Below are 21,795 nucleotides of genomic sequence, written 5' to 3'. Positions count from 1 at the left end.
TCAGGGATCTGAAGACCCAATATACCCGCAACGGGCGCAGAGGCTGCTCTTTTTCAGTGCGCAGCGCTATGTCTGCACATGGCCCAGCATTGCCGCATGCTTGTGCAGCGCGTCGCGCACCAGAGGCCGCAGCTGCGCGGCCTCGGAAGGCTCGTTCAAGGCCGCCAGAATCCGAAGCCGCATGCGCGGCTCCCAGAACTTCTGGATATGCTGGGCAACACCGTCGAGCGCCTCGTCATGTTCGGGCATGGACTCGAAGAACTCGGCTATGCGATTGGCCATGCGGATCAGGTTGTTCACGTCCATCACTGGCCTCCCATCTCCAGCTGAGCTGCGGCCAGATGACCGAGCTGCTGGTCGTTGAAACGCTTGTAGCCTTGCTGCCAGCTTGAAGGCTGCGCCACGGGCAGTACCTGCACGGCCGTCACCTTGTACTCGGGGCAGTTGGTGGCCCAGTCCGAGCTGTCGGTGGTGATGACATTGGCACCCGATTCCGGGAAGTGGAAGGTCGTGTAGACCACGCCGGGCTGTATGCGCTCGGTCACCGTGGCGCGCAATACCGTCTGGCCGGCACGGCTTTCAATGCCCACCCAGTCACCATCGCGTATACCGCGATCCTCGGCATCATGGGGGTGGATTTCCAGCCTGTCCTCGCCATGCCACTGGCTGTTGGGCGTGCGCCGCGTCTGCGCGCCCACGTTGTACTGCGAGAGAATGCGCCCGGTGGTCAGCAGCAGCGGAAAGCGCTGCGTGACCTTTTCATCCGTGGCCACATACTGGGTGATGATGAAACGGCCCTTGCCACGCACAAATTTTTCCTTGTGCATGATGGCCGTTCCCGCCTCTTCGGTGCCTTCATTGCAGGGCCACTGCACGCTGCCCAGGCGCTCGATCTTCTCGTAGCTCACGCCTGCAAAAGTGGGGGTCAGCTGCGCAATCTCGGCCATGATCTCGCGCGGATGGCCATAGTTCATGGGATAGCCAAGCGCTTTGGACAGCAGCTGCGTCACCTCCCAGTCGGCATAGCCGGCCAGCGGCTGCATGAGCTGGGTCACACGCGAGATGCGGCGCTCGGCATTGGTGAACGTGCCGTCCTTTTCCATGAAGGACGAGCCGGGCAGGAACACATGGGCGTACTTGGCGGTTTCGTTGAGGAAGATGTCCTGCACCACCACGCATTCCATGGCCGACAGCGCTGCCGTCACATGCTGGGTGTTGGGGTCGGACTGCACGATGTCCTCGCCCTCGCAGTACAGGCCCATGAAGCTGCCTTCCAGCGCGGCCTCGAACATATTGGGAATGCGCAAGCCCGGCTCGGGACTGAGCTTCACGCCCCAGGCACCTTCAAACTCGGCGCGCGTGATGCTGTCCGAGATATGGCGATAGCCCGGCAGCTCGTGTGGAAAGCTGCCCATGTCACAGGAGCCCTGGACATTGTTCTGGCCGCGCAGCGGGTTCACGCCCACACCTTCGCGACCCACATTGCCCGTGGCCATGGCCAGATTGGCAATGCCCATGACCATGGTCGAGCCCTGGGCATGTTCGGTCACGCCCAGGCCGTAGTAGATGGCCGAGTTGACCTGCTTTCCTTGGGGATGATCTGCACTGCCCAAGGCATACAACCGCGCCGCACCGCGCACCAGCTCGGGAGCCACGCCGGTGATGTCGGCAGTGGCCTCGGGCGAGTTCTCCGGCCTGGCAACGAACTCCTTCCATTGCGCAAAGGACTTGGCGTCACAGCGCTCGTCAATATAGGCATCGGCCAGCCAGCCCTCGGTGACGATCACATGAGCCAGCGCCGTGATCATGGCCACATTGGTGCCGGGCCTCAGCTGCAGGTGGTAGTCGGCCTTGACATGGGGCGAGTTGACGAGCTCGATCTCGCGCGGGTCGATCACGATGAGTCTGGCACCCGCGCGCAGGCGCTTTTTCATGCGTGAACCAAACACCGGATGCGCCGCCGTGGGATTGGCGCCTATGACCATGATCACATCGGACTGTTCCACTGACTTGAAGGTCTGGGTGCCTGCCGACGTGCCATAGGTCTGGCCCAGACCATAGCCCGTGGGCGAGTGACAGACACGCGCACAGGTATCGACATTGTTATTGCCGAATGCGGCCCGGATCAGCTTCTGCACCAGATAGGTCTCCTCGTTGGTGCAGCGCGATGAGGTGATGCCACCAATCGAGTCCCTGCCGTGCTTGGCCTGGATGCGGCGGAACTCGCTGGCCGCATGGCCAATGGCCTCTTCCCAGCTGACTTCACGCCAGGGATCGCTGATCTTGGCGCGAATCATGGGCTTTGTGATGCGATCCTTGTGCGTGGCATAGCCCCAGGCAAAACGCCCCTTGACGCAGGCATGGCCTTCGTTGGCCTTGCCGTCCTTCCAGGGCACCATGCGCACCACCTGCTCGCCCTTCATCTCGGCCTTGAAGCCGCAGCCCACGCCGCAGTAGGCGCAGGTGGTGATCTCGCTGTGCTCGCTCTGGCCCAGCTCGACTACGGTCTTTTCCTGCAAGGTGGCCGTGGGGCAGGCCTGCACGCAGGCGCCGCAGCTCACGCAGTCGCTGGCCATGAAGCCGTCGCCCTGGCCTGCCGTGATGCGAGACTCGAAACCGCGTCCGCTGATCGTCAGCGCAAACGTGCCCTGCGTTTCCTCGCAGGCGCGCACGCAGCGATTGCAGACAATGCACTTGCTGGGGTCGTAGTTGAAATAGGGATTGGAGGTATCGACCTCCGCCCTGGCTTCGCCCTTGAAGTGGTTGGCTCCATCCATGCCATAGCGCACCTCGCGCAGACCGACCACTCCGGCCATGTCCTGCAGCTCGCAGTCGCCGTTGGACGAGCAGGTCAGGCAATCGAGCGGGTGGTCGGAGATATAGAGCTCCATCACGCCCTTGCGCAGCTCCTGCAGCTGCGGGCTCTGGGTGCGCACCTTCATGCCCGCTTCGGCAGGCGTGGTGCAGGACGCAGGAAAGCCCTTGCGCCCCTCGATCTGCACCAGACACAGCCGGCAGGAACCAAAGGGCTCCAGCGAATCCGTGGCACAGAGCTTGGGCACCTTGATGCCGCCATCGACGGCTGCGCGCATCAGCGATGTGCCCTTGGGCACGGTGACCTCGCGGCCGTCGATATGCAGCGTGACCCGTTCCTCGGACAGGCTGGCAGGCGTTCCGCAATCAGTGTTCTTCAGATGTTCCAGCATGGCTCTCTCCTCAGGCGGGGTTCACGGTCTGCACGGGCTCGATACCGAAGTCCTGCGGATAGTGCTGCAGCGCAGAGCGCACCGGATAGGGGGTCATGCCCCCCATGGCGCACAGGCTGCTGTGCTGCATGGTGTCGCACAGGCTCTCGAGCAGCGCCACATTGGCTGCATGCTCGGCGCCGCCTTGACGTGTGATGCGATCGATCACCTCCACCCCTCGCGTGGAGCCGATGCGACAGGGCGTGCATTTGCCGCAGGACTCGATGGCGCAGAACTCCATGGCATAGCGCGCCAGTTGTGCCATATCGGCCTGATCGTCATGCACGACCAGCCCGCCATGGCCAACCACGTTGCCTTTTGCGGCATAGGCTTCGTAGTCCAGCGGATCATCCCAGTCCCCGGGCGCCACGTAGCTGCCCAGCGGGCCGCCCACCTGAATCGCCTTGACGGGCCGGCCCGTGGCCGTGCCGCCGCCAAAGTCCTGCACCAGCTCGCGCAGCGTAAGACCGAAGGCTTTTTCCACCAGGCCGCCTTGCGCAATATTGCCTGCCAGCTGGAACGGCAGTGTGCCGCGCGAGCGGCCCATGCCGTAGCCCTGGTAGAAGGCCGCGCCCCTGGCCAGGATGATGGGCACGGTCGCCAGCGTGATCACATTGTTGATGACCGTGGGCTTGCCGAACAGGCCTTCGATCGCAGGCAACGGAGGCTTGGCACGCACAATGCCGCGCTTGCCTTCGATGCTCTCGAGCATGGCGGTCTCCTCGCCGCAGACATAGCTGCCCGCACCCTTGCGCACCTGCAGATAGAACGCCTTGCCGCTGCCGGCCACATTGCCGCCCAGCCAACCCGCAGCACTGGCACGTGCAATCGCCTCGTTCAGCACCGCAATCGCATGCGGATATTCGCTGCGCACATAGATATAGCCCTGCGTTGCGCCGACGGCCAGACCAGCGATCGCCATGCCCTCGATCAGACAGAACGGGTCGCCCTCCATCAGCAGACGGTCGGCAAACGTGCCCGAATCGCCTTCGTCGGCATTGCAGGCAATGTATTTCTGCGACCCTGCTCCCACATTCTCTGCAGCCGCCACGGTCTTCCATTTGATCCCCGCCGGAAATGCCGCCCCGCCGCGACCGCGCAGGCCGGAGTCCAGCACCTGCTGGACGATGGCTTCGGGGGCCATGGCCGCAGCAGCCCTGAGGCCTTTCCAGCCGCCATGGGCCTCGTAGTCCCGCAGGCTCAGCGGATCGATGATGCCCACGCGCGCAAAAGTCAGACGCTCCTGCCGTGCCAGATAAGGCATCTGCTCGGTCAGCCCATGGCATAGCGCATGGGGCTGGCCCTGCAGCATGCCGGCGTCCAGCAGACCTGCAACGTCAGCCGCCTGGACCGGGCCGTAGGCCACACGGCCCTGCGCAGTCTCGACTTCGACCAGGGTCTCCAGCCACAGCAAGCCGCGCGAGCCGTTGCGTACCAGCTCCACCGCCAGGCCTCGCGCCGCGCACTCGCGCTGCAGCGCGTCGGCCACCGCATCCGCGCCCACGGCCAGGGCTGCGGCATCGCGCGGCACATAGATGCGCGCGGCATCGACAGCTTCATTTTCGATAGCTGGTTTCGATTCACCTGCCTTGGTTTCAAGCTGTTTTTGCTGAATTTCCTCCATCAGGGCATCGAACCGGTCCGCAGTCATCTGCGCATGGACTTCGCTCTCGTCGACCATCACGGCCGGCGACTGGGCGCACAGCCCCAGGCAGTAAACCGGCTCAAGCGTCACGCTGCCATCGGCGCTCGTGCCATGGGACTGGCAGCCCAGTGTCGCTTGCGCATGGGCGAACAGTGCATCGCCGCCACGCGACTTGCAGGCTTCGGCCCGGCAGACCTGGATCAGCGTCCTGCCATGGGGCTGCTCGCGCAAATGCGGGTAATAACTGACAACACCATGGACCTCGGCACGCGAAAGATTCAGGGCCTGGGCAATGACGGGCACGGCAGCACGCGGGATAAAGCCCAGCGTATTTTGCAGAGCGTGCAGCAGCTCGATCAGAGAGCCAGGGCGCGATGCATGCTCGGCAATGGCGTGCTCGAGGGCTTCGCGTTCATGGCCACCGAGTGCGGAACCGGCACTGGCGGCTGCGTCGAAGGTGATGGGAATGATCTTCCCTTGAATGGCTGGCATGGGTATCCCAACTGGCTTTCATTGTGGAAGCGGTGCGGTCTGTTGCGCAGACGCTTTGTCTCACCTTCCATTTCAAGCCCTGAGCGGTACGCCGTCAAATTCATATTCCTGATTGCACCATTCAATGCGCGAATGAGCTGGCAGCCTGCGCCGATATGCCTGCAGGCCCTGATGCTCTCCTTTGCCGCATGTGCTGCTTTGACGCGGTTTTGCAGCGTCTGTCCATGTGCCTGACTTGTCGCAGATCACGGTAATTGGCGTGATTTTTGGTAAGCTCACACGAACCATGATTCAGCAGCCGCCATCAGCCATGACGCCACAGGATGGCTATCACTTTTCGGACCAGATCGGCCACCTGCTGCGACGCGTCTATCAAAGGCATGCCGCGCTTTTTCAGCAGTACATTCCCGACTCTCAGCTCACGGCGGCGCAATTCGTGGTGCTGTGCTCCGTGCGTGACAACAAAGGCAGCTCGCTGGCCGACATCGTCAAGGCCACGGTGATCGATCAGGCCACCATACGCGGCGTGGTGGACCGGCTCAAGCAGCGCGAACTGGTGCAGGTGGAGCATGACCGCATGGACCGGCGCAAGGTCGTCATCAACCTCACCGAAGCCGGTCAGGATCTGGTGCACGACATGGAGCCCTTTGCCAAGCAGATCACCGAAAGCACCTACGGCAAGCTCAATCCTGCGGAGCGTCTGGCGCTGGATTTCCTGCTCAGAAAGATGCTGGAAGGCAGCGACTGCGACTGAGCCGTTGCAGCCCTCCAAAAAACCAAAGGCCAGAAGGAGCAATCCTTCTGGCCTTTTTGCTGAGCCGACCTCTCCGTCAGCTCAGGCCGTCATCAATCCAGCGCCCGGTTGCGCGATTCCACATCCACCGCCCAGATCGACAGCGCACCACCGACCAGCATCGCCGACAGCACGGCCAGGGCCAGGGTGAAGTGGGTGGCCATGATGGGTGCGATGATGGCCGGGGCGAACAGGCCGCCGAAGCGCGCCACGGCGCCTGCCATGCCCATGCCGCTGGCGCGCAGGTCGGTCGGGTAGACCTCGGGCGTGAAGGCATACAACGCGCCCCAGGTACCCAGCAGCGAGAAGCTCATCAGCAGCGTCGATCCGATCACCACGAAGGGCGAGGAGCCCAGGCTGTAGAGCATGCAGCCGACGGCGCTGAGCAGCAGGAAGCCGATCAGCGTGGGCTTGCGGCCCCAGCGCTCCACGCCGTAGGCCGACAGCGCAAATCCGGGCAGTTGCACCAGCGCCAGCACCACCAGGAAGACCTGGCCGCGCATGAAGGCGAAGCCCTCGCTGCTGAGCTTGACGGGCAGGTAGACAAAGACGCCGTAGTAGGCGATGGAGATCAGCGCCCAGGCCAGGAACAGCGAGAGGCTGCGGCGGCGCAGGTCGCCGTTGAACAGCGCGAGGATGGATTTGCGCTCCTGCTTTTCAGGCTGCAGGGGGGGGATTTCCACGGTGGTTCCGTTGACCTTGGCCACCCGCTGCAGCACCTTGCGCGCCTCCTCGGACTTGCCGTTACGGTTCAGGTACATGGGCGACTCGGGGATGTAGAAGCGCAGCACCACACCGATCAGCGCCGGCAGTCCGGTCACGAAAAAGATCACGCGCCAGGCATCCTCGCCCCAATAAACGGCTACCAGCGCCAGGATGGCCAGGAAGATGGTGCCCACGGCCCAGAACGACTCCAGCAGCACCAGCCAGCGGCCACGGCGGTCGCTGGGCAGGAACTCGGCCATCATGGTGTAGTCCACGGGCAGCGTGCCGCCCACGCCGATGCCGGTGATGAAGCGCAGCACCAGCAGCCAGGCGAACTCGGGCGCAAAGGCCGAAGCCACGCCGGCGAAGGCGTCGATCACCACGGCCATCATCAGCACCGGGCGGCGGCCTATGCGGTCTGCCAGTCTGCCGAAGACGAAGGCACCGATCAGCATGCCGATGAAGAAGAAGGTGCCGGTCTGCAGCGCCTCGGGCACGGTCTTGCCGAAAGTCTTGGCAATGGACGGCGCACTGAAACCAATGGACAGCACCTGCATGGCATCCGCCAGCCAGACCAGGCCGAAGATCACGAACAGCCGGTACTGAAACTTGCCCACACCCGCAGTCTGGATGCCTTTTTCCACTGAAATATATGTAGATGACATGCAGGGACTCCTTTTTTAGCCATCGCAATTGTTGAATCTGTCTTTCTCGCAAGCACCGCCATTCGGCCCGGGCCTATCCGTACAGTGCTTTCCACCCATCACACATCCAGAACGAACCACTCCCTCGGCGCCATTTCCATGGACCGATGAAAAAGATTCCAGATGTCGGTATCTGCATCCAGGCGATGGGCACATTCCATACGGTCGGCATATCGATAGCTCCGTCCGTGGCTGTCCATCCCCTGTCCCCAGCATCAGATGTCCGGACCCGGACCCTGGAGAGATTCCAGGGCAAGAGATCCATATCCGCGGCATCGCCCGTGCCGCCGCCCATTGCCGCGCCTAGGGCGCATGCGCCTGCACCTGAGCGCGCAGCCGCTTAATCGTCTTCGTATCGTCTGGCCAAGCTTTTTCCTCCGGTGCAAATCGTTGACGCAAATATCCGAGCAGGTCCGCAATCTGTTTGTCGTCCAGGCTGTCCCTGAAGCCGGGCATATAGCCCAGCGCATCGTCGGCGGGTGTCTGGATGCCGTTCAGGATGACCTGGACCAGGTTGTCCGGGCTTGCGGCATGCAGGTTGGTGTTCAGGGCCAGCAGAGGCTTGACGCCGAACAGCGTGGGCCCGCTGCCCGCCTCATGGCAGACCGCGCAGGCGTTCTGGTAGATGCGTTCGCCGTTGACCTGGCGCTCCATCGCCGGCGCAGGCATGGCCACCGATGCGGCCGCAGTCGCAGTCAGAGGAGCCAGGGGCGCGGCATGTGCCGGCGCCGGCTGCGCATCCAGTGCATCCTGGCCCGGCAGTTCCGTCAGATACCTGGCCATGGCGCGCACATCGGCTTCAGGCAACTGGGCCAGGCCGTGGATGACGGGCGCCATGGGCCCCGCCGCCACGCCATGGCGGGCCGAGAAGCCGGTGCGCAGGTACTGGTAAAGCTCCTCGCGGCTCCAGGGCAGCTTGCCGCCGGCCAGCTGGTTGAGCGCGGGGGCGCTCCAGCCTTCGGCCTCGCCACCGCCCAGATAGTGGATGCCGCTCTTTTCGGCACCCAGTGCGTTGCGCGGCGAGTGGCAGGCCGCGCAGTGGCCCGCGCCCTCGACCAGATAGGCACCCCGGTTCCATTCGGCACTGCGCGCGGGGTCGGCCTTGAAGGGCGTGGCGTCGTGGAACAGCACGTTCCAGCCGGCCATGGCCGGGCGCAGGTTGTAGGGAAAGGCCAGTTGCGTCTCGGGGGCCTTGGCCTTCACGGCGGGCTGGGACATCAGGTAGCCATAGAGGGCCTGCAGATCGCCATCGCTGAGTTTGGCGAAGGCCGTGTACGGGAAGGCCGGATACAGCTGGCGGCCATCCTGGTGGATGCCGTGGCGCATGGCGCGCTCGAAGGCCGCATAAGACCAGCGCCCGATGCCGGTTTCCTTGTCGGGCGTGATGTTGGTGGAGTAGATGGTGCCGAACGGCGTCTCCAGCCCCAAGCCTCCCGCATTGGAGGCACCGCCCGGCGCCGTGTGGCAGACCACGCAGTCACCCGCAGCCGCCACCAGGCGGCCGCGCTCCAGGGCCTGCGGCGAGTACAGGGAGACGTCCGGCCCATCAGTCAGCGGCAGGGCCGGCTTCAGCGGCCAGGCCATGGCGGCCATGCCGGCAAGGCCCGCGGCGCCTGCAGCCAGCCAGCCCCAGCCACGACCGGCCCTTGCAGCGGATGGCTTTCCAGCGCCCTCGCCGGCCAAGGCCAGGCGCAGTTGTTCGGGCTGGAAGGGCACTTCGCGCAGGCGCACGCCCGTTGCATGGTGAATGGCGTTGGCAATGGCGGCGGCGGCGGGCAGCGTGGCCACGCCGTCCAGCGCCAGATCGCCCTGGCGGATGGGCCCTACATCGCCGCGTGCATGCTGCGCCAGCTCGGAACCAGGCCTGGCGATCACATCGAAACCGGCAGCGGAAGCGACGGAGCCAGCCCAGTCGTCAAAAGCGGCGGCCGTGCCCAGCAGCCGGCGCGCATCGGCCAGCAACGGCGAATCCTGCTGCAAGATCTCGGGCCGCGTGCTGGCAGCCCGGGCCGCTTGCAGACTACGACTGTCATGGCCAGCCACAACACGGGTGACCTCGATCTCGCCGGTGAGCGGATGCACGGCCACCTCGGCCACCCAGGCGCTCCAGGCATGCAGGTCGGTGCCCTGCGCATCCAGAGTCTGCAACTGGGCAGTGGCAAAGCCCCGGCCCAGCAGGCGGCCATCGGCGTCTTGCGGAATGGCATCTTGCGGTGACGTCTGTGCACGCTCGGCCACCTGCTGCGCGAGATCGCGCACCGGGCCTTCGGGCAGGTGCTGCAGGCGCCATTGAAGAGGGTCTTGCCCCAGGCCCAGGGCCTGCTCATGCCAGTGGCTTTCATGGGCAAAGACCTGGGCGGCATTCAGATCGTCGACACCGGCATGCCGCAGGCTGGCCGCAACTTTGCACTCGCGCACTTCGCCGGCACCGAGCACGGTGGCCAGGGCCGCAGCGCGCGTCAGGCCGGGCTGACTCAGCAGGCGCGCCATGCTGGGACGCACGGCCCAGGGGGTGTCCGACAGCAGCTCGGGCCGCAGCGATGCATTGCCGGCATGGGCCTGCACCGCCGCACCCGCTTCAAGCGCCTGCGAAGGCTGCGCATCCATGCGCAGCACCAGCTCGCGGCTGTCGCCCATGCCCGCAGCCCCGGCCTCGCAGGCCACGCTGACGGGCCGGCCCACGGCATGGGACAGCAGGGCCGCATCAGCGGCCGCATCCATGAGGTCCAGTGGATGCACGCCGCCAGAGCCCATGGCCGGCACGCTGAACAGCCGCAGCGCGGATTCCTGGCACTGCAGCAGCGCGGCCAGTTCACGGCCGATCATCTGGCGTACGTCGACTTCGCAAGGCGGCAGCCAGAGGCTGGCATGGCCGTCCAGGCACCACGCAGCCACGCGTGCCGTGCCGCAACCGGCACCCGCACCGGCCATGCGCCAGACATAGCGGCCGGTATCGATCGACTCGTGGGATTCCTGCGATCCGGGGGAGTGAGAGACTGGGCGATGCGGCAAGGCCGCCTGCCCGTCCTGCCAGACAGGCACCAGACTGGCAAGCGCCTGCCGCGCATGGACGGGCGCCACGGCCACCACGCCCAGAAAATGTTCGCGCTGCACGGCGGCCACCACGCCGGCCATGGCCTGCGCCTGGTCCAGCCGCGCATGGGCGGGCACGCTGCCCCGGTAGCGCAGCCCGTCCCAGGCCGCGACGGGTGGGCGCAGCGCCAGGCCGTGCAGCAGCTCGGAAGGCAGAGCGGGGATGTTGTCGCCCGTGTTCATGGCTGGACCTCGCCCGTGCTGGAAGATGGAACGCCGGAGGGTGCCTGCAGCGTGGCGCGTTGCGCACGCAGCTGCACGGCGCGCAGGGCCGCCTGCATGATTTCCACATGCGTGCCGCAGCGGCACAGGTTGTGGTGCAGCTCGTTGCGCAGCTCCTGCTCCGTGGGGTTCGGGTTGCGACGCAGCAGGGCCTCCACCGTCATGATCATGCCGTTGAGACAGTAGCCGCACTGGGCCGCCTGGCAGTCAATGAAGGCCTGCTGCGTGGGGCCCGGGCACTGGCGCGATCCCAGGCCTTCCAGCGTCGTCACTTCTCGGCCCACAGCCGCCTTCACGGGAATCACGCAGGAACGCGCGGCCACGCCATCGATCAGCACCGTGCAGGCACCGCACTCACCCAGGCCGCAGCCGTATTTGGGCCCGTTCAGCTCCAGGTCATTGCGCAGCACATGCAGCAGCGCCGTCCCTGGCGCGGCCGGCACCTCGCATGCGTGTGCATTGACCTGCAGGACTATGAGGTGGGAGTGGCTACTTGAATGAACTGGGATTCCCATGGGGCGAGGCTCTTGCAACTGCGGTTCAGGATGTCGGCGTTCTGCTGCCGGACGGGAGAGGAGTATTGCTCCCCTGTCCGGCAGGGCAGCGAGTATCAGGCAGCGGCCTTGACCCTGGGCTCGACCAGGGGCACGTTGAACACGTCGTAGCCGAAGCACCAGGACGGATCCTCGTTGGTGCGCAGCCAGGTGTTGTCGTGCGAGATGCGCTGCACCTTGCTGGCGCGCTCGGCACGGTTGGCCTCGTACAGCGCGAAGGCCAGCTCATGGTTGTGCGCGCCAACTTCCTTGAGGCAGCGCGCCAGCATGGCGCCGTCCTCGATGGCCATGGCCGCGCCCTGGGCCATGTGGGGCTTCATGGGGTGGCAGGCATCGCCCAGCAGCACCAGGCGGCCACGGCTCCACAGCGGCAGCGGATCGCGCTCCAGCAGCGACCACTTGGTCACTTCCACGGTGGCGTCGATCAGCGCCTGCACCGTAGGGTGCCAGCCCGAGAAGGCCTCGCGCATCTCTTCCTTGCTGCTGGGCAGCCAGCGGTCGTCGAGGTCCCACTTCTCGACGGGCACGCCGGTCACGTAGTACAGCTCGTCGGCCTTGCCGGTGACGAAGTAGGTCATCATGTGGCGGTCTTCGCTCCACCACTTCACGCAGGCGTCGAAGGGCAGCATGCCGGCCTTGACCTCGGGCGTGGGGAATACGGCGCGGTGGGCCAGGTAGCCGGCGTACTTGGGCAGCTCGGGGCCCAGCAACTCTTCGCGGATGCGGGAGTTCACGCCATCGGCACCGATGACGATGTCGGCCTCTTCGGTCGTGCCATCGGCAAAGTGCATGAGCACCACATTGCCCCGATCCTCCACCTTGGTCAGGAACTTGCCGTAGGCCATCACGCTGTCGGGCAGGGCCTCGACCAGCAGCGCATGAAAGTCGCCGCGGTGCACGGTGAGATAGCTGGCACCGTATTCCTTGACGGCGTAGTCGCCCAGCGGGATCTGGGCCAGCACGTCGCCCGTCTGCCAGTGGCGGCTGTACCAGTAGTCGGGATGCGAGCCCTGCTCGTTGAGCGCGTCCTCGATGCCGATGCGGCGCAGGATCTTCATCACATTGGGACCGACATGGATGCCGGCCCCCAGGCGAGAGAAGCTGGGCGCCTGCTCATAGACACGGACATTGAAGCCTTCCTGGAGCAGCAGCTTGGCAGCAGCGGCCCCGCCGAGACCGGCACCGACAACGGCGATTCGAGGGGATTGAGACACAGTTTTTCTCCTTGCAGGAATGTTGAAAGCCAGACGGGGCAACCGTTGCTTCGGCGCGTCCATGAATGCTTGAGAGCAGGAAGCGTGCCAGGCAACAAAACGCTTAATTCAGGTGTATGCACTTAAATTTTTGAAATTACGCATGCACCATGTGGCGGCAGAATAAATTGAAATTCCCCATTTTTGGTGCAATTTCCGCACCAAATAAGTACAAACACCGAGTAAAACGTCATTTGCAAGACGGCATATCTTTTGCAAGAATAAAGCGTACACACTCAGTTGATTCTGATCAGAAACCCTCAAAACTCTGCAAAGGCAAGTCATGACCCCAACGTTCCGCATCGGCCAGATCGTCCCCAGCTCCAACACCACCATGGAGACCGAAGTGCCGGCCATGCTGCAGGCCCACTCCACACTGCGCCCGCAGGACCGCTTCACCTTCCACTCCAGCCGCATGCGCATGAAGAAGGTGCAAAAGGAAGAGCTGGCCGCCATGGACGCCGAAAGCGACCGCTGCGCGCTGGAACTGAGCGACGCGCGGGTGGATGTGCTGGGCTATGCCTGCCTGGTGGCCATCATGGCCATGGGCAAGGGCTACCACCGCGTCTCGCAGCAGCGCCTGACCGAGCGCACGGCCAGCAATGGCGCCACCGCCCCCGTGATCACCAGCGCCGGCGCGCTGGTGGAAGCGCTCAAGGTCATGGGTGCCAAGAAGATTGCCCTGGTGGCGCCCTACATGATTCCGCTGACCCAGCTGGTCATGGACTACGTGGCCGCCGAAGGCTTCGAGATCGTGGACTGGCGCGCGCTGGAGATCCCCGACAACCTGGATGTGGGCCGCCACGATCCTGCCAAGCTGCCCGGCATCGTGGCCGGCATGAACTACGCCGACGCCGACGTGATCGTGCTGTCGGCCTGCGTGCAGATGCCCTCGCTGCCGGCCGTGGCCCAGGTCGAGGCCGAAACCGGCAAGCCCGTGCTGACCGCCTCCATCGCCACCACCTACGCCATCCTCAAGGAGCTGGGCCTGGATCCCGTGGTGCCGGGCGCAGGTGCGCTGCTGTCGGGCGCCTATCCCTACGATACGGCGGCCAAGGCCTGAGGAGAAACCGCATGACCAGCACGTTTCTCTACGGCGGCAACGTCCACGCCAACGGCATACGCCAGCACTATCTGCGCTACGGCGGCACCAAAGGCGAGCGCGCGCAGCGCGACGCCGTCATCCTGATCCCCGGCATCACGAGCCCGGCCGTGACCTGGGGCTTTGTGGCCGAACACCTGGGCCGTCAGTTCGACACCTATGTGCTGGACGTGCGCGGGCGCGGCCTGTCGTCCTCGGGCCCGGGCCTGGACTATGGACTCGATGCCCAGGCGGCCGACGTGACCGCCTTCGCCCAGGCACTGGGCCTTTCGCGCTGGGCGCTGGTCGGCCACTCCATGGGCGCACGCATTGCCGTGCGCGCCGCGCGCAGCCAGCCGGCGGGACTCACCCGCCTGGTCATCGTCGATCCACCGGTCTCCGGCCCGGGCCGCCGCGCCTACCCGGCCGCCCTGCCCTGGTATGTGGACTCCATCCGCCAGGCCACGCTGGGCATGGATGCCGAAGCCATGCGCGCCTTCTGCCCCACCTGGACCGAAGAGCAGCGCCAGTTGCGCGCCCAGTGGCTGCACACCTGCCACGAGCCGGCCATCGTGCAGAGCTTCGAGGACTTCGGCCGTGACGACATCCATGCCGACCTGCCCCGCATCCTGCACCCGCTGCTGCTGGTCACGGCCGAGCGCGGCGACGTGGTGCGCAGCGAGGACGTGGCCGAGTGGCAAAGCCTGGCCCCCCAGACCGCGCATGTGCGCGTGCCCAATGCCGGCCACATGATTCCCTGGGACAACGAGGCCGGCTTCTACGCCGCCCTGGGCGATTTCCTCGGAGCAAGCATATGCCCCCCCTGAGCGGCTGCGCCGCTTCCCCCAGGGGACGACACCCTCGCTGCGGGGCGGCCCTTGCTTGGTGTCTCTGGCGAAATTCACGCGCCCACCACCCATATCCCAGTCAATCAAGGAGCCGACCATGTCCGTCAGCGATATCGATCTGATCCACGCCTGGAAGCAGGTGCTCACGCTGTCCCGGCTCGAAGCCGGCCAGACCGTCACCGTGCTCACGGGCGCCGACACGCACCCGCAGACACTGCGCTGCGCCATTGCCGCCTCCAGCGACATGGGGGCGCGCGTCAATCGCCTGGACCTGCCGCCCGTCAACGCCGAAAAATCACTGAGCCGCGACTCGCTGGCCTACCTGGGCACGACGTCGCTGACCGGCAACCCCGCCGCCATCGCCGCGCTCAAGGCCAGCGATCTGGTGCTGGATCTGATGACGCTGCTGTTCTCGCCCGAGCAGCACGAGATCCTGCAGACCGGCACCAAGATCCTGCTGGCCGTGGAGCCGCCCGAGGTGCTGTGCCGCCTGGTGCCCACCGAGGGCGACCGTGCGCGCGTGCAGGCGGCATCCCGGCTCATCGAAGCCGCCAGCCAGATGCACATCACCTCGGCCGCGGGCACCGACCTGCGCTGCCGGCTGGGCAGCTTTCCGGCCATCAGCGAATACGGCTTCGTGGACCAGCCCGGCCGCTGGGACCACTGGCCCAGCGGCTTCGTGCTGACCTGGCCCGACGAGGGCGAGAGCAACGGCCGCGTGGTCCTGGACCGGGGCGACATCCTGCTGCCCATGAAGGACTACGTGACCGAGCCCATCGAACTCGTCATCGAAAAGGGCTACGTCACGCGCATCAGCGGCGGCCTGCAGGCCGACATCCTCAAGGAATACATGGCTTCCTACGAGGACCCTGAAGCCTACGCCGTCTCCCACATCGGCTGGGGCCTGCAGCCACGCGCTCACTGGTCCATGCTGGCCCACTACGACAAGGAAACCCACATCGGCATGGATGCGCGTGCCTTCGAGGGCAACTTCCTGTGGTCCATGGGACCCAACAACGAGGCCGGCGGCAGCCGCACCACGGCCTGCCACATCGACATCCCCATGCGCCACTGCTCGGTGGCGCTGGATGGCAAGCCCACGGTCATCAACGGCGTGGTGCAGGACGATCAAGGACTGGCGCGCGCCGCCAAAAGGTCCAAGCCAGGAAAGGACATTGCATGACAACCACCACCTTGCCGAACACCGGCCCCCAGAGCATCCCCACCGAGGGCGTGCAGGGCGACATCTCCGCTGACATCTCGGTTTATGCGCGCCAGGGTTTCGGCACGCCGCTGCCGCTGAAGGCACCGTTCGGCCTGCTCATCATCGACTTCGTCAACGGCTTTGCCGACCCGGCCGTCTTCGGCGGCGGCAACATCCCCGAAGCCATAGTCCAGACACAGCACCTGCTGGCCCATGCACGCGCGCGCGGCTGGCCCGTGGCGCACAGCCGCATCGTGTTCTCGGACGACGATGCCGACCACAACATCTTCTGCCTGAAGGTGCCCGGCATGCTGACCCTGAAGGAAGACAGCCACCACAGCGCCATCGTGCCCGAGCTGACCCCGGCCGCCGGCGAATATGTGGTGCGCAAGAGCACGCCCTCGGCCTTCTTCGGCACCATGCTTGCACCCTGGCTGGCCCAGCGCGGCGTGCAGACCCTGGTGGTGGCCGGCTGCGTGACCAGCGGCTGCGTACGCGCCAGCGTGGTCGATGCCATGCAGTCGGGATTTCGCCCGCTGGTGGTGGCCGACTGCTGCGGCGACCGGGCTCTGGGCCCGCACGAGGCCAACCTGTTCGACATGGCGCAAAAGTATGCGGCGGTGATGCCGCTGAGCCAGGCCATCGCCGACACCGACGCCCTCTGCGCTGGTTGATCCCACCGCGCCAACGCGCCTATGGTGCCGGCCCTGCGCAGCCGGCCCCACAGTGCATAACATGCACAGGGCACGCCTGAACGCGTGCCAGTGAAGAACACCGCCCCATGAACCTGCCCCAGCCTCAAGCCCAGCACATTCAGCTGCTCAAGCGCGCCGACACCCTGCTTGTGGTGCGCCAGCCCGTGGCGCCGCCACGCCCTGCGCCCGGCCAGCCCGGCACGGCCACCGACTACGTGCAGTCCACACCCGAAATCTTCGTCGCCGTGCTCGCTGACGAAGATGCACCGCAGGGCTGGCGCGCCCTGGCCTTCAACGGCCATGTGGACCTGGGCACGGGCATACGCACGGCCCTGGCACAGATCGTGGCAGAAGAACTGGAAGTGTCACTGGAGCGCCTGGACATGGTGCTGGGCCACACGGCCGCCGCCCCCAACCAGGGTCCGACCATTGCCAGCGCCAGCATCCAGATCTCGGCCGTGCCGCTGCGACGCGCCGCCGCCCAGGCGCGCGAGCAGTTGCTGGCGCTGGCCGCGCAGCGATGGAGCGTGGCGGCGGCCCGGCTACAGGCACGCGAAGGCACGGTGCGCCTTGCCGATGGCAGCGATGCCCGCCAACTCGGCTATGGCGAGCTGCTGCGCGGCCAGCAACTGCAGCTGACCCTCGCCCCACCCGAGCAGGAGGTAAAGCTCAAGCCTGCCAGCGACTACCGGCTGGTGGGCCGGGGCGCGGCGCGCGTGGACATTCCCGCCAAGGCCACGGGCGAACTCAGCTTTGTCCACGATGTGCGCGTGCCGGGCATGCGCCATGGCCGCGTGATCCGCCCGCCGCATCCAGGCCGCGACGGCGGCGACTTCATCGGCCGCTGCCTGGTGAGCGTGGACCGCGACTCCGTGGCCCACCTTCCCGGCAACGTGCAGGTGGTCACCGAAGGCGATTTCGTCGGCGTGGTCGCCGACCGCGAGGAACAGGCCATTGCCGCCATGCGCGCGCTGCGCGTGCAATGGCAGGCCGTGCCGCCTGCGCCGGACCTATCCGATCTGGATGCGGCGATACGCGCCAATCCCGCCCAGCACCGCGCCCTGGTCGATCAAGGCCCCGTGGATGACGCCTTCGCGGGCGCGGGCACGGGCACGGGCGTCGGCACGGGTGCAGCCACCATGCTGCGCCGCAGCTATGTCTGGCCCTACCAGATGCATGCCTCCATCGGCCCGTCCTGCGCCGTTGCCGATTTCAGCGAGGGCCGCCTCAAGCTCTGGGCCGGCACGCAGAACCCCCACATGCTGCGCACCGATCTGGACCGCCTGTTGCAACTGGGCGAAGATCGCATCGAGATCGTTCGCCTGGAGGCGGCCGGCTGCTACGGCCGCAACTGTGCCGACGATGTCTGCGCCGACGCCGCCCTGCTGTCCATGGCCGTGGGTGCGCCCGTGCGCGTTCAGCTCACGCGCGAGCAGGAACACCAGTGGGAGCCCAAGGGCACGGCCCAGCTCATGGACGTGAGCGCTGCCATCAACGCCCGGGGCGACCTGCTGGCCTACGACTTTGCCGTGCGCTACCCCTCCAACGACGCGCCGCTGCTGGCCCTGCTGCTCACGGGCCGCATCCCGGGCGAGCCGCGCACGCTGGAGATGGGCGACCGCACAGCCGTGCCGCCCTACCGCTACGCCAGCCAGCGCATCGCCTGCCATGACATGGCGCCCATCGTGCGCTCGTCCTGGCTGCGCGGCGTCTCGGCCCTGCCCAACTCTTTTGCCCACGACTGCATGATCGACGAGCTGGCCCATGCGGCCGATGCCGACCCCGTGGACTACCGCGTTCGCCATCTGGACGACCCACGTGCCGTCGAGCTGATCCATGCCACGGCCCACCATGCGCAATGGCAGCAAGGCCAGCGCGGAAGCCGGGGACAGCCCGGCACCGACGGTCTGCTGCACGGGCGCGGCATAGCCTATGCGCGCTACATCCACAGCCGCTTTCCCGGCTTTGGCGCGGCCTGGGCCGCCTGGGTCATCGACATCACCGTGGACCCCGCCAGCGGACGCATCGCCGTGCAGCGCCTGGTCGTGGGCCAGGACACGGGAATGATGGTCAACCCCGACGGCGTGCGTCACCAGATCCACGGCAACGTCATACAAACGCTGAGCCGCAGCCTGATGGAGAAGGTGGCTTTCAACGAGCATGGCGTGGCCAGTCGCGAATGGGGCGGCTACCCCATCATCGGCTTCCGCGATCTGCCGCCCATCGAAGTCGTGCTGATGCCCCGCCAGGACGAGCCCCCCATGGGCGCGGGCGAATCGGCCTCGGTCCCCGGCCCGGCCGCGCTGGCCAATGCCCTGTTCGACGCCACCGGCCGGCGCTTCTACGCCGCGCCCTTCACGCCCGACGTGGTGCGCGCAGCGCTGAATACTGCACTGAATGCCGCGCCAGAGACTGCGCTGGCAGGCCAGCGGCCCCAGCCCGCCTAAACCGCCCAGTCCTTCAGCGCCCCCGCGTGCCGCAGGCACTGCACGCGCCACCCGGCATCGTCCTGCAGCTCCAGCGCGGCCAACAGAGCCCGTGTGGGTGCCATGCCCTGCTGAGTCATGAAGCCTATAGGCGTGACCAACTCGGGCGATCGCAACGGCCGCGCGATCAGGCCCGGCATGTGGCGCACCGTGGCCACCATGGCACCAGGCAGCACGGTGACCATGGCACCTCCATCCTCGCGGATGCTTTCGGCCACGGCCATGACCAGACTCAGCACGGAATTCGTTTCCATGGCGGGCTGCACTTCGCGCTGCACGGCGGCAAAGGCCTCGTCGATCACCGTGCGGTTGTGCATGTCGGGCGTGAGCAGGCACAGCGGCATGCCGGCCACCTCGCTCCAGGCGATGTCGGCCCCGAAAGCAAAGGGGCGGCTGTCGCACTGCGTATCCCGGCACAGCAGGTAGTAGTGCTCCTGGTACTGAGGCCAGGACTGCAGGCGCGGGCCGCGCGGCGGCATGCGCGCGCTGTAGCCCAAAGCCAGGTCCAGGGACAGGTCTTCGAGCCCGCTCTCGATCTCGGCCGAGCTCATGGACAGCACCACGGGCATGATGCCGGGATGCCGCTGGCGCAGCATGGCCGCAAAGCGCGTGAGCATGGGCATGGCCGTAGGTACGGCGGCCATGCGCAACTGACCGCGCAGCGCTCCTGCCGCAGCGCTCAGGTCCTGGCGCAAGCCCTCCTCTGCGCGCAGCATGGCCAGAGCCGTCGCCAGCACCTGCTCGCCCTCAGGCGAGAAACCTGCAAACGACCGCCCCCTGCGCACGATGACGGCACCGAACTCCTCCTCCAGCGCCTTGAGCGCATTGGACAGTGCGGGCTGCGTGATATGGCAGGCCTGCGCCGCCCTTGCGAAATGGCGGTGCTCGTTGAGCGCCACCAGATAACGCATCGAGGTCAGAAGGTTCATCAGGTATTGCTGCTAACCGTGATCGTGGGGAACTTGCTGGAGAAGTCCTTGGCCTTGAGAGCCACCTTCACGGCCAGATCGCGGGCGACCTTTTTGTAGACCTGGGCGGCTTCGCTCTCGGGATCGGCCACCACTGTGGGCTTGCCGCTGTCGGCCTGCAGACGGATCTGCAGCGACAGGGGCAGCGCGCCCAGATAGTCGATGTTCTGCTCGCCGGCCATCTTCTTGCCGCCGTCGGCGCCAAAGATATGCTCGACATGGCCGCAATTGGTGCAGACATGGGCGGCCATGTTTTCGACCAGGCCGAGAATCGGCACGCCGACCTTCTCGAACATCTGAATGCCCTTCTTGGCATCGATCAGGGCGATGTCCTGGGGCGTGGTCACCACCACGGCGCCCGTCATGGGCACGCGCTGGGACAGCGTCAGCTGGATATCACCGGTTCCGGGCGGCATGTCCACCAGCAGATAGTCCAGATCCTTCCAGTTGGTCTGGCGCAGCATCTGCTCCAGCGCCTGGGTGGCCATGGGGCCGCGCCAGATCATGGCCTGGTCGTTGTTGACCAGCAGACCGATGGACATGACCTGCACGCCATGGTTCTCCAGCGGCTCCATGGTCTTGCCGTCGTGGCTCTCGGGCTTGCCCGAGACGCCCATCATCATGGGCTGGCTGGGGCCGTAGATATCGGCGTCCAGAATGCCCACGCGCGCACCTTCGGCGGCCAGCGCCAGTGCCAGATTGGCCGTGGTCGTGCTCTTGCCCACGCCGCCCTTGCCGGAGGAGATGGCGATGATGTTCTTCACCCCGGGCAGCAGTTGCACGCCGCGCTGCACGGCATGCGAGGCCACCTTGGTGGTGATGTTGACCGAGACATTGCCCACGCCGGCCACCGTCCTGGCTGCAGCGATGAACTGGCTGCGCAGCGCAGGATGCAGACTGCTGGCGGGATAGCCCATCTCCACGTCGAACGACACATCGTCACCCGCGATCTGCAGATTGCGCAGGGCGCGCGTGCTCACAAAGTCCTTGCCAGTGTGCGGATCAAGCACGGTGGCCAGCGCGCTCAGAAGCGCTTGTTCTGTAACAGCCATTGGATTTAGTTTTCCAGAGGTTTCTTCAATGAGGGATAGTCTAGCGAAGCTGTCCAACCCCTGTGCACAGGAGACAATGCAGCCCTTTGCCCAAGATTTGAGAGACAGCCCGTGAAACTGAAGATGGCCGAAAATTCCCTGTTCGCAGTCCTGATGCGCTCGCGCTGGTGGATCAGCTTTGCGATCTGCGCTGCCGTGGTGCTGGTGTCGCTGGCGGTGTTCCCCAAAGACATTTCGCCTTTTGCCGCGCTGGGCGCCTTCCCATTCTTCGTCGTCGGCTGCATTGCCTGCTACAGGCAGCTGCGGGCCCCCAGCCCGGCAAGGCTGGAGCAGATTCAGCAGGTGATGGCCGAGCAGTCCTGGGCCGACTTCAGCGCACAGCTGCAGACGGCCTGGCAAGCCGAAGGCTATGAGGTTCAGCGCCTGAACCAGGCCGGCGCCGATCTGCTGCTGACGCGCAACGGCCAGACCAGCGTGGTCGGCGCGCGCCGCTGGAAGGCCGCCGCCCACGGCGTGGAGCCGCTGCGCGAGTTGCAGGCCGCGCAACACAAGCTGAAAGCCGATCTCTGCGTTTACGTGGCTCTGCAGCCTCTGGGCGAGAATGCCGCCAGCTGGGCCGCGCAGAATCAGCTGGTGGTGCTGGATGCCAAGTCCATCGCCACGCTGATCGCCAAGAACCAGAAAAAGAGCTGACGCCTGCGGCCGACGGCCCCCCAGGGTGCCGTCGGCCCGCTCGATGGCCAGCCCCACCTACC

The 21,795-nt window shown here is 65.9% G+C and carries 16 protein-coding genes; 7 read left to right on the top strand and 9 right to left on the bottom strand.

Annotated features, from left to right (window positions below):
- Window positions 1-66 precede the first annotated feature (66 nt).
- Genes QYQ99_RS17505 through QYQ99_RS17495 form a run of 3 tightly spaced genes read right to left on the bottom strand, consistent with a single transcriptional unit; the run spans window position 67 to window position 5,382 of the window.
- Window positions 67-306: a formate dehydrogenase subunit delta gene (locus QYQ99_RS17505; protein ID WP_302089316.1), complete on the bottom strand. Its 240-nt coding sequence runs from the start codon at window positions 304-306 to the stop codon at window positions 67-69.
- Complete coding sequence (gene fdhF, locus QYQ99_RS17500; RefSeq protein ID WP_302089315.1) at window positions 306-3,206, bottom strand: formate dehydrogenase subunit alpha; 2,901 nt, start codon at window positions 3,204-3,206, stop codon at window positions 306-308. Before fdhF ends, QYQ99_RS17505 begins: the two co-directional genes overlap by 1 nt.
- Window positions 3,207-3,216: 10 nt before the next feature.
- Window positions 3,217-5,382: a formate dehydrogenase subunit gamma gene (locus QYQ99_RS17495; RefSeq protein ID WP_302089314.1), complete on the bottom strand. Its 2,166-nt coding sequence runs from the start codon at window positions 5,380-5,382 to the stop codon at window positions 3,217-3,219.
- A 310-nt stretch (window positions 5,383-5,692) separates the two neighbouring features.
- Here QYQ99_RS17495 and QYQ99_RS17490 point away from each other — a divergent pair, with 310 nt between their 5' ends.
- Complete coding sequence (locus QYQ99_RS17490) at window positions 5,693-6,136, top strand: MarR family winged helix-turn-helix transcriptional regulator (RefSeq protein WP_302089313.1); 444 nt, start codon at window positions 5,693-5,695, stop codon at window positions 6,134-6,136.
- A gap of 92 nt (window positions 6,137-6,228) precedes the next feature.
- On the opposite strand, the gene QYQ99_RS17485 is transcribed toward QYQ99_RS17490, so the two are convergent.
- From QYQ99_RS17485 to QYQ99_RS17470, 4 genes are all read right to left on the bottom strand, one after another.
- A complete protein-coding gene (locus QYQ99_RS17485; RefSeq protein WP_302089312.1) occupies window positions 6,229-7,545 on the bottom strand; it encodes an MFS transporter in 1,317 nt (438 codons plus the stop codon).
- Between the two features lie 342 nt (window positions 7,546-7,887).
- Window positions 7,888-10,860 carry a c-type cytochrome gene (locus QYQ99_RS17480; RefSeq protein ID WP_302089311.1) on the bottom strand — a complete coding sequence of 991 codons (2,973 nt, stop codon included), beginning with the start codon at window positions 10,858-10,860 and terminating at the stop codon, window positions 7,888-7,890.
- A complete protein-coding gene (locus QYQ99_RS17475) occupies window positions 10,857-11,414 on the bottom strand; it encodes a (2Fe-2S)-binding protein (protein WP_302089310.1) in 558 nt (185 codons plus the stop codon). The genes QYQ99_RS17480 and QYQ99_RS17475 overlap by 4 nt, the downstream gene beginning before the upstream one ends.
- A gap of 95 nt (window positions 11,415-11,509) precedes the next feature.
- Window positions 11,510-12,667 (bottom strand): FAD-dependent monooxygenase, encoded by a 1,158-nt coding sequence (locus QYQ99_RS17470; RefSeq protein ID WP_302089309.1) that lies wholly within the window; start codon window positions 12,665-12,667, stop codon window positions 11,510-11,512.
- 322 nt (window positions 12,668-12,989) lie between these two features.
- Here QYQ99_RS17470 and QYQ99_RS17465 point away from each other — a divergent pair, with 322 nt between their 5' ends.
- From QYQ99_RS17465 to QYQ99_RS17445, 5 genes are all read left to right on the top strand, one after another.
- The gene (locus tag QYQ99_RS17465) at window positions 12,990-13,769 is read left to right on the top strand and encodes a maleate cis-trans isomerase family protein (protein ID WP_302089308.1); all 780 of its coding nucleotides are present in this window, start codon (window positions 12,990-12,992) and stop codon (window positions 13,767-13,769) included.
- 11 nt (window positions 13,770-13,780) lie between these two features.
- Window positions 13,781-14,614, top strand: a complete 834-nt coding sequence (locus tag QYQ99_RS17460; RefSeq protein WP_302089307.1) for an alpha/beta fold hydrolase — start codon at window positions 13,781-13,783, stop codon at window positions 14,612-14,614.
- Between the two features lie 118 nt (window positions 14,615-14,732).
- Window positions 14,733-15,818, top strand: coding sequence for a 2,5-dihydroxypyridine 5,6-dioxygenase (locus QYQ99_RS17455; protein ID WP_302089306.1), 1,086 nt, complete (start codon window positions 14,733-14,735; stop codon window positions 15,816-15,818).
- Window positions 15,815-16,513, top strand: coding sequence for an N-carbamoylsarcosine amidohydrolase (locus QYQ99_RS17450; protein ID WP_302089305.1), 699 nt, complete (start codon window positions 15,815-15,817; stop codon window positions 16,511-16,513). Before QYQ99_RS17455 ends, QYQ99_RS17450 begins: the two co-directional genes overlap by 4 nt.
- Window positions 16,514-16,620: 107 nt before the next feature.
- A complete protein-coding gene (locus tag QYQ99_RS17445; RefSeq protein WP_302089304.1) occupies window positions 16,621-18,981 on the top strand; it encodes a xanthine dehydrogenase family protein molybdopterin-binding subunit in 2,361 nt (786 codons plus the stop codon).
- Here QYQ99_RS17445 and QYQ99_RS17440 read toward each other — a convergent pair.
- Both QYQ99_RS17440 and apbC read right to left on the bottom strand, forming a co-directional pair.
- On the bottom strand, window positions 18,978-19,949 hold the full coding sequence (locus tag QYQ99_RS17440) for a LysR family transcriptional regulator (protein ID WP_302089303.1): 972 nt from the start codon (window positions 19,947-19,949) through the stop codon (window positions 18,978-18,980). The genes QYQ99_RS17445 and QYQ99_RS17440 overlap by 4 nt on opposite strands.
- A complete protein-coding gene (gene apbC / locus QYQ99_RS17435) occupies window positions 19,949-21,040 on the bottom strand; it encodes an iron-sulfur cluster carrier protein ApbC (protein WP_302089302.1) in 1,092 nt (363 codons plus the stop codon). The genes QYQ99_RS17440 and apbC overlap by 1 nt, the downstream gene beginning before the upstream one ends.
- A 123-nt stretch (window positions 21,041-21,163) precedes the next feature.
- Here apbC and QYQ99_RS17430 point away from each other — a divergent pair, with 123 nt between their 5' ends.
- The gene (locus QYQ99_RS17430) at window positions 21,164-21,733 is read left to right on the top strand and encodes a restriction endonuclease (RefSeq protein WP_302093205.1); all 570 of its coding nucleotides are present in this window, start codon (window positions 21,164-21,166) and stop codon (window positions 21,731-21,733) included.
- Window positions 21,734-21,795: the final 62 nt, after the last annotated feature.

This window comes from Comamonas testosteroni (assembly GCF_030505195.1).
In the GTDB taxonomy this organism is placed as follows: Bacteria; Pseudomonadota; Gammaproteobacteria; order Burkholderiales; family Burkholderiaceae_C; genus Comamonas; species Comamonas testosteroni_G.
This window is presented reverse-complemented; position numbering and strand designations above follow the sequence as displayed.

Bases quoted from the DNA above. Each gene is read 5' to 3' on its own strand.
- QYQ99_RS17505 (WP_302089316.1), bottom strand. From the start codon at position 306: ATGGACGTGAACAACCTGATCCGCATGGCCAATCGCATAGCCGAGTTC.
- fdhF (WP_302089315.1), bottom strand. From the start codon at position 3,206: ATGCTGGAACATCTGAAGAACACTGATTGCGGAACGCCTGCCAGCCTG.
- QYQ99_RS17495 (WP_302089314.1), bottom strand. From the start codon at position 5,382: ATGCCAGCCATTCAAGGGAAGATCATTCCCATCACCTTCGACGCAGCC.
- QYQ99_RS17490 (WP_302089313.1), top strand. From the start codon at position 5,693: ATGACGCCACAGGATGGCTATCACTTTTCGGACCAGATCGGCCACCTG.
- QYQ99_RS17485 (WP_302089312.1), bottom strand. From the start codon at position 7,545: ATGTCATCTACATATATTTCAGTGGAAAAAGGCATCCAGACTGCGGGT.
- QYQ99_RS17480 (WP_302089311.1), bottom strand. From the start codon at position 10,860: ATGAACACGGGCGACAACATCCCCGCTCTGCCTTCCGAGCTGCTGCAC.
- QYQ99_RS17475 (WP_302089310.1), bottom strand. From the start codon at position 11,414: ATGGGAATCCCAGTTCATTCAAGTAGCCACTCCCACCTCATAGTCCTG.
- QYQ99_RS17465 (WP_302089308.1), top strand. From the start codon at position 12,990: ATGACCCCAACGTTCCGCATCGGCCAGATCGTCCCCAGCTCCAACACC.
- QYQ99_RS17460 (WP_302089307.1), top strand. From the start codon at position 13,781: ATGACCAGCACGTTTCTCTACGGCGGCAACGTCCACGCCAACGGCATA.
- QYQ99_RS17455 (WP_302089306.1), top strand. From the start codon at position 14,733: ATGTCCGTCAGCGATATCGATCTGATCCACGCCTGGAAGCAGGTGCTC.
- QYQ99_RS17450 (WP_302089305.1), top strand. From the start codon at position 15,815: ATGACAACCACCACCTTGCCGAACACCGGCCCCCAGAGCATCCCCACC.
- QYQ99_RS17445 (WP_302089304.1), top strand. From the start codon at position 16,621: ATGAACCTGCCCCAGCCTCAAGCCCAGCACATTCAGCTGCTCAAGCGC.
- QYQ99_RS17440 (WP_302089303.1), bottom strand. From the start codon at position 19,949: ATGAACCTTCTGACCTCGATGCGTTATCTGGTGGCGCTCAACGAGCAC.
- apbC (WP_302089302.1), bottom strand. From the start codon at position 21,040: ATGGCTGTTACAGAACAAGCGCTTCTGAGCGCGCTGGCCACCGTGCTT.
- QYQ99_RS17430 (WP_302093205.1), top strand. From the start codon at position 21,164: ATGGCCGAAAATTCCCTGTTCGCAGTCCTGATGCGCTCGCGCTGGTGG.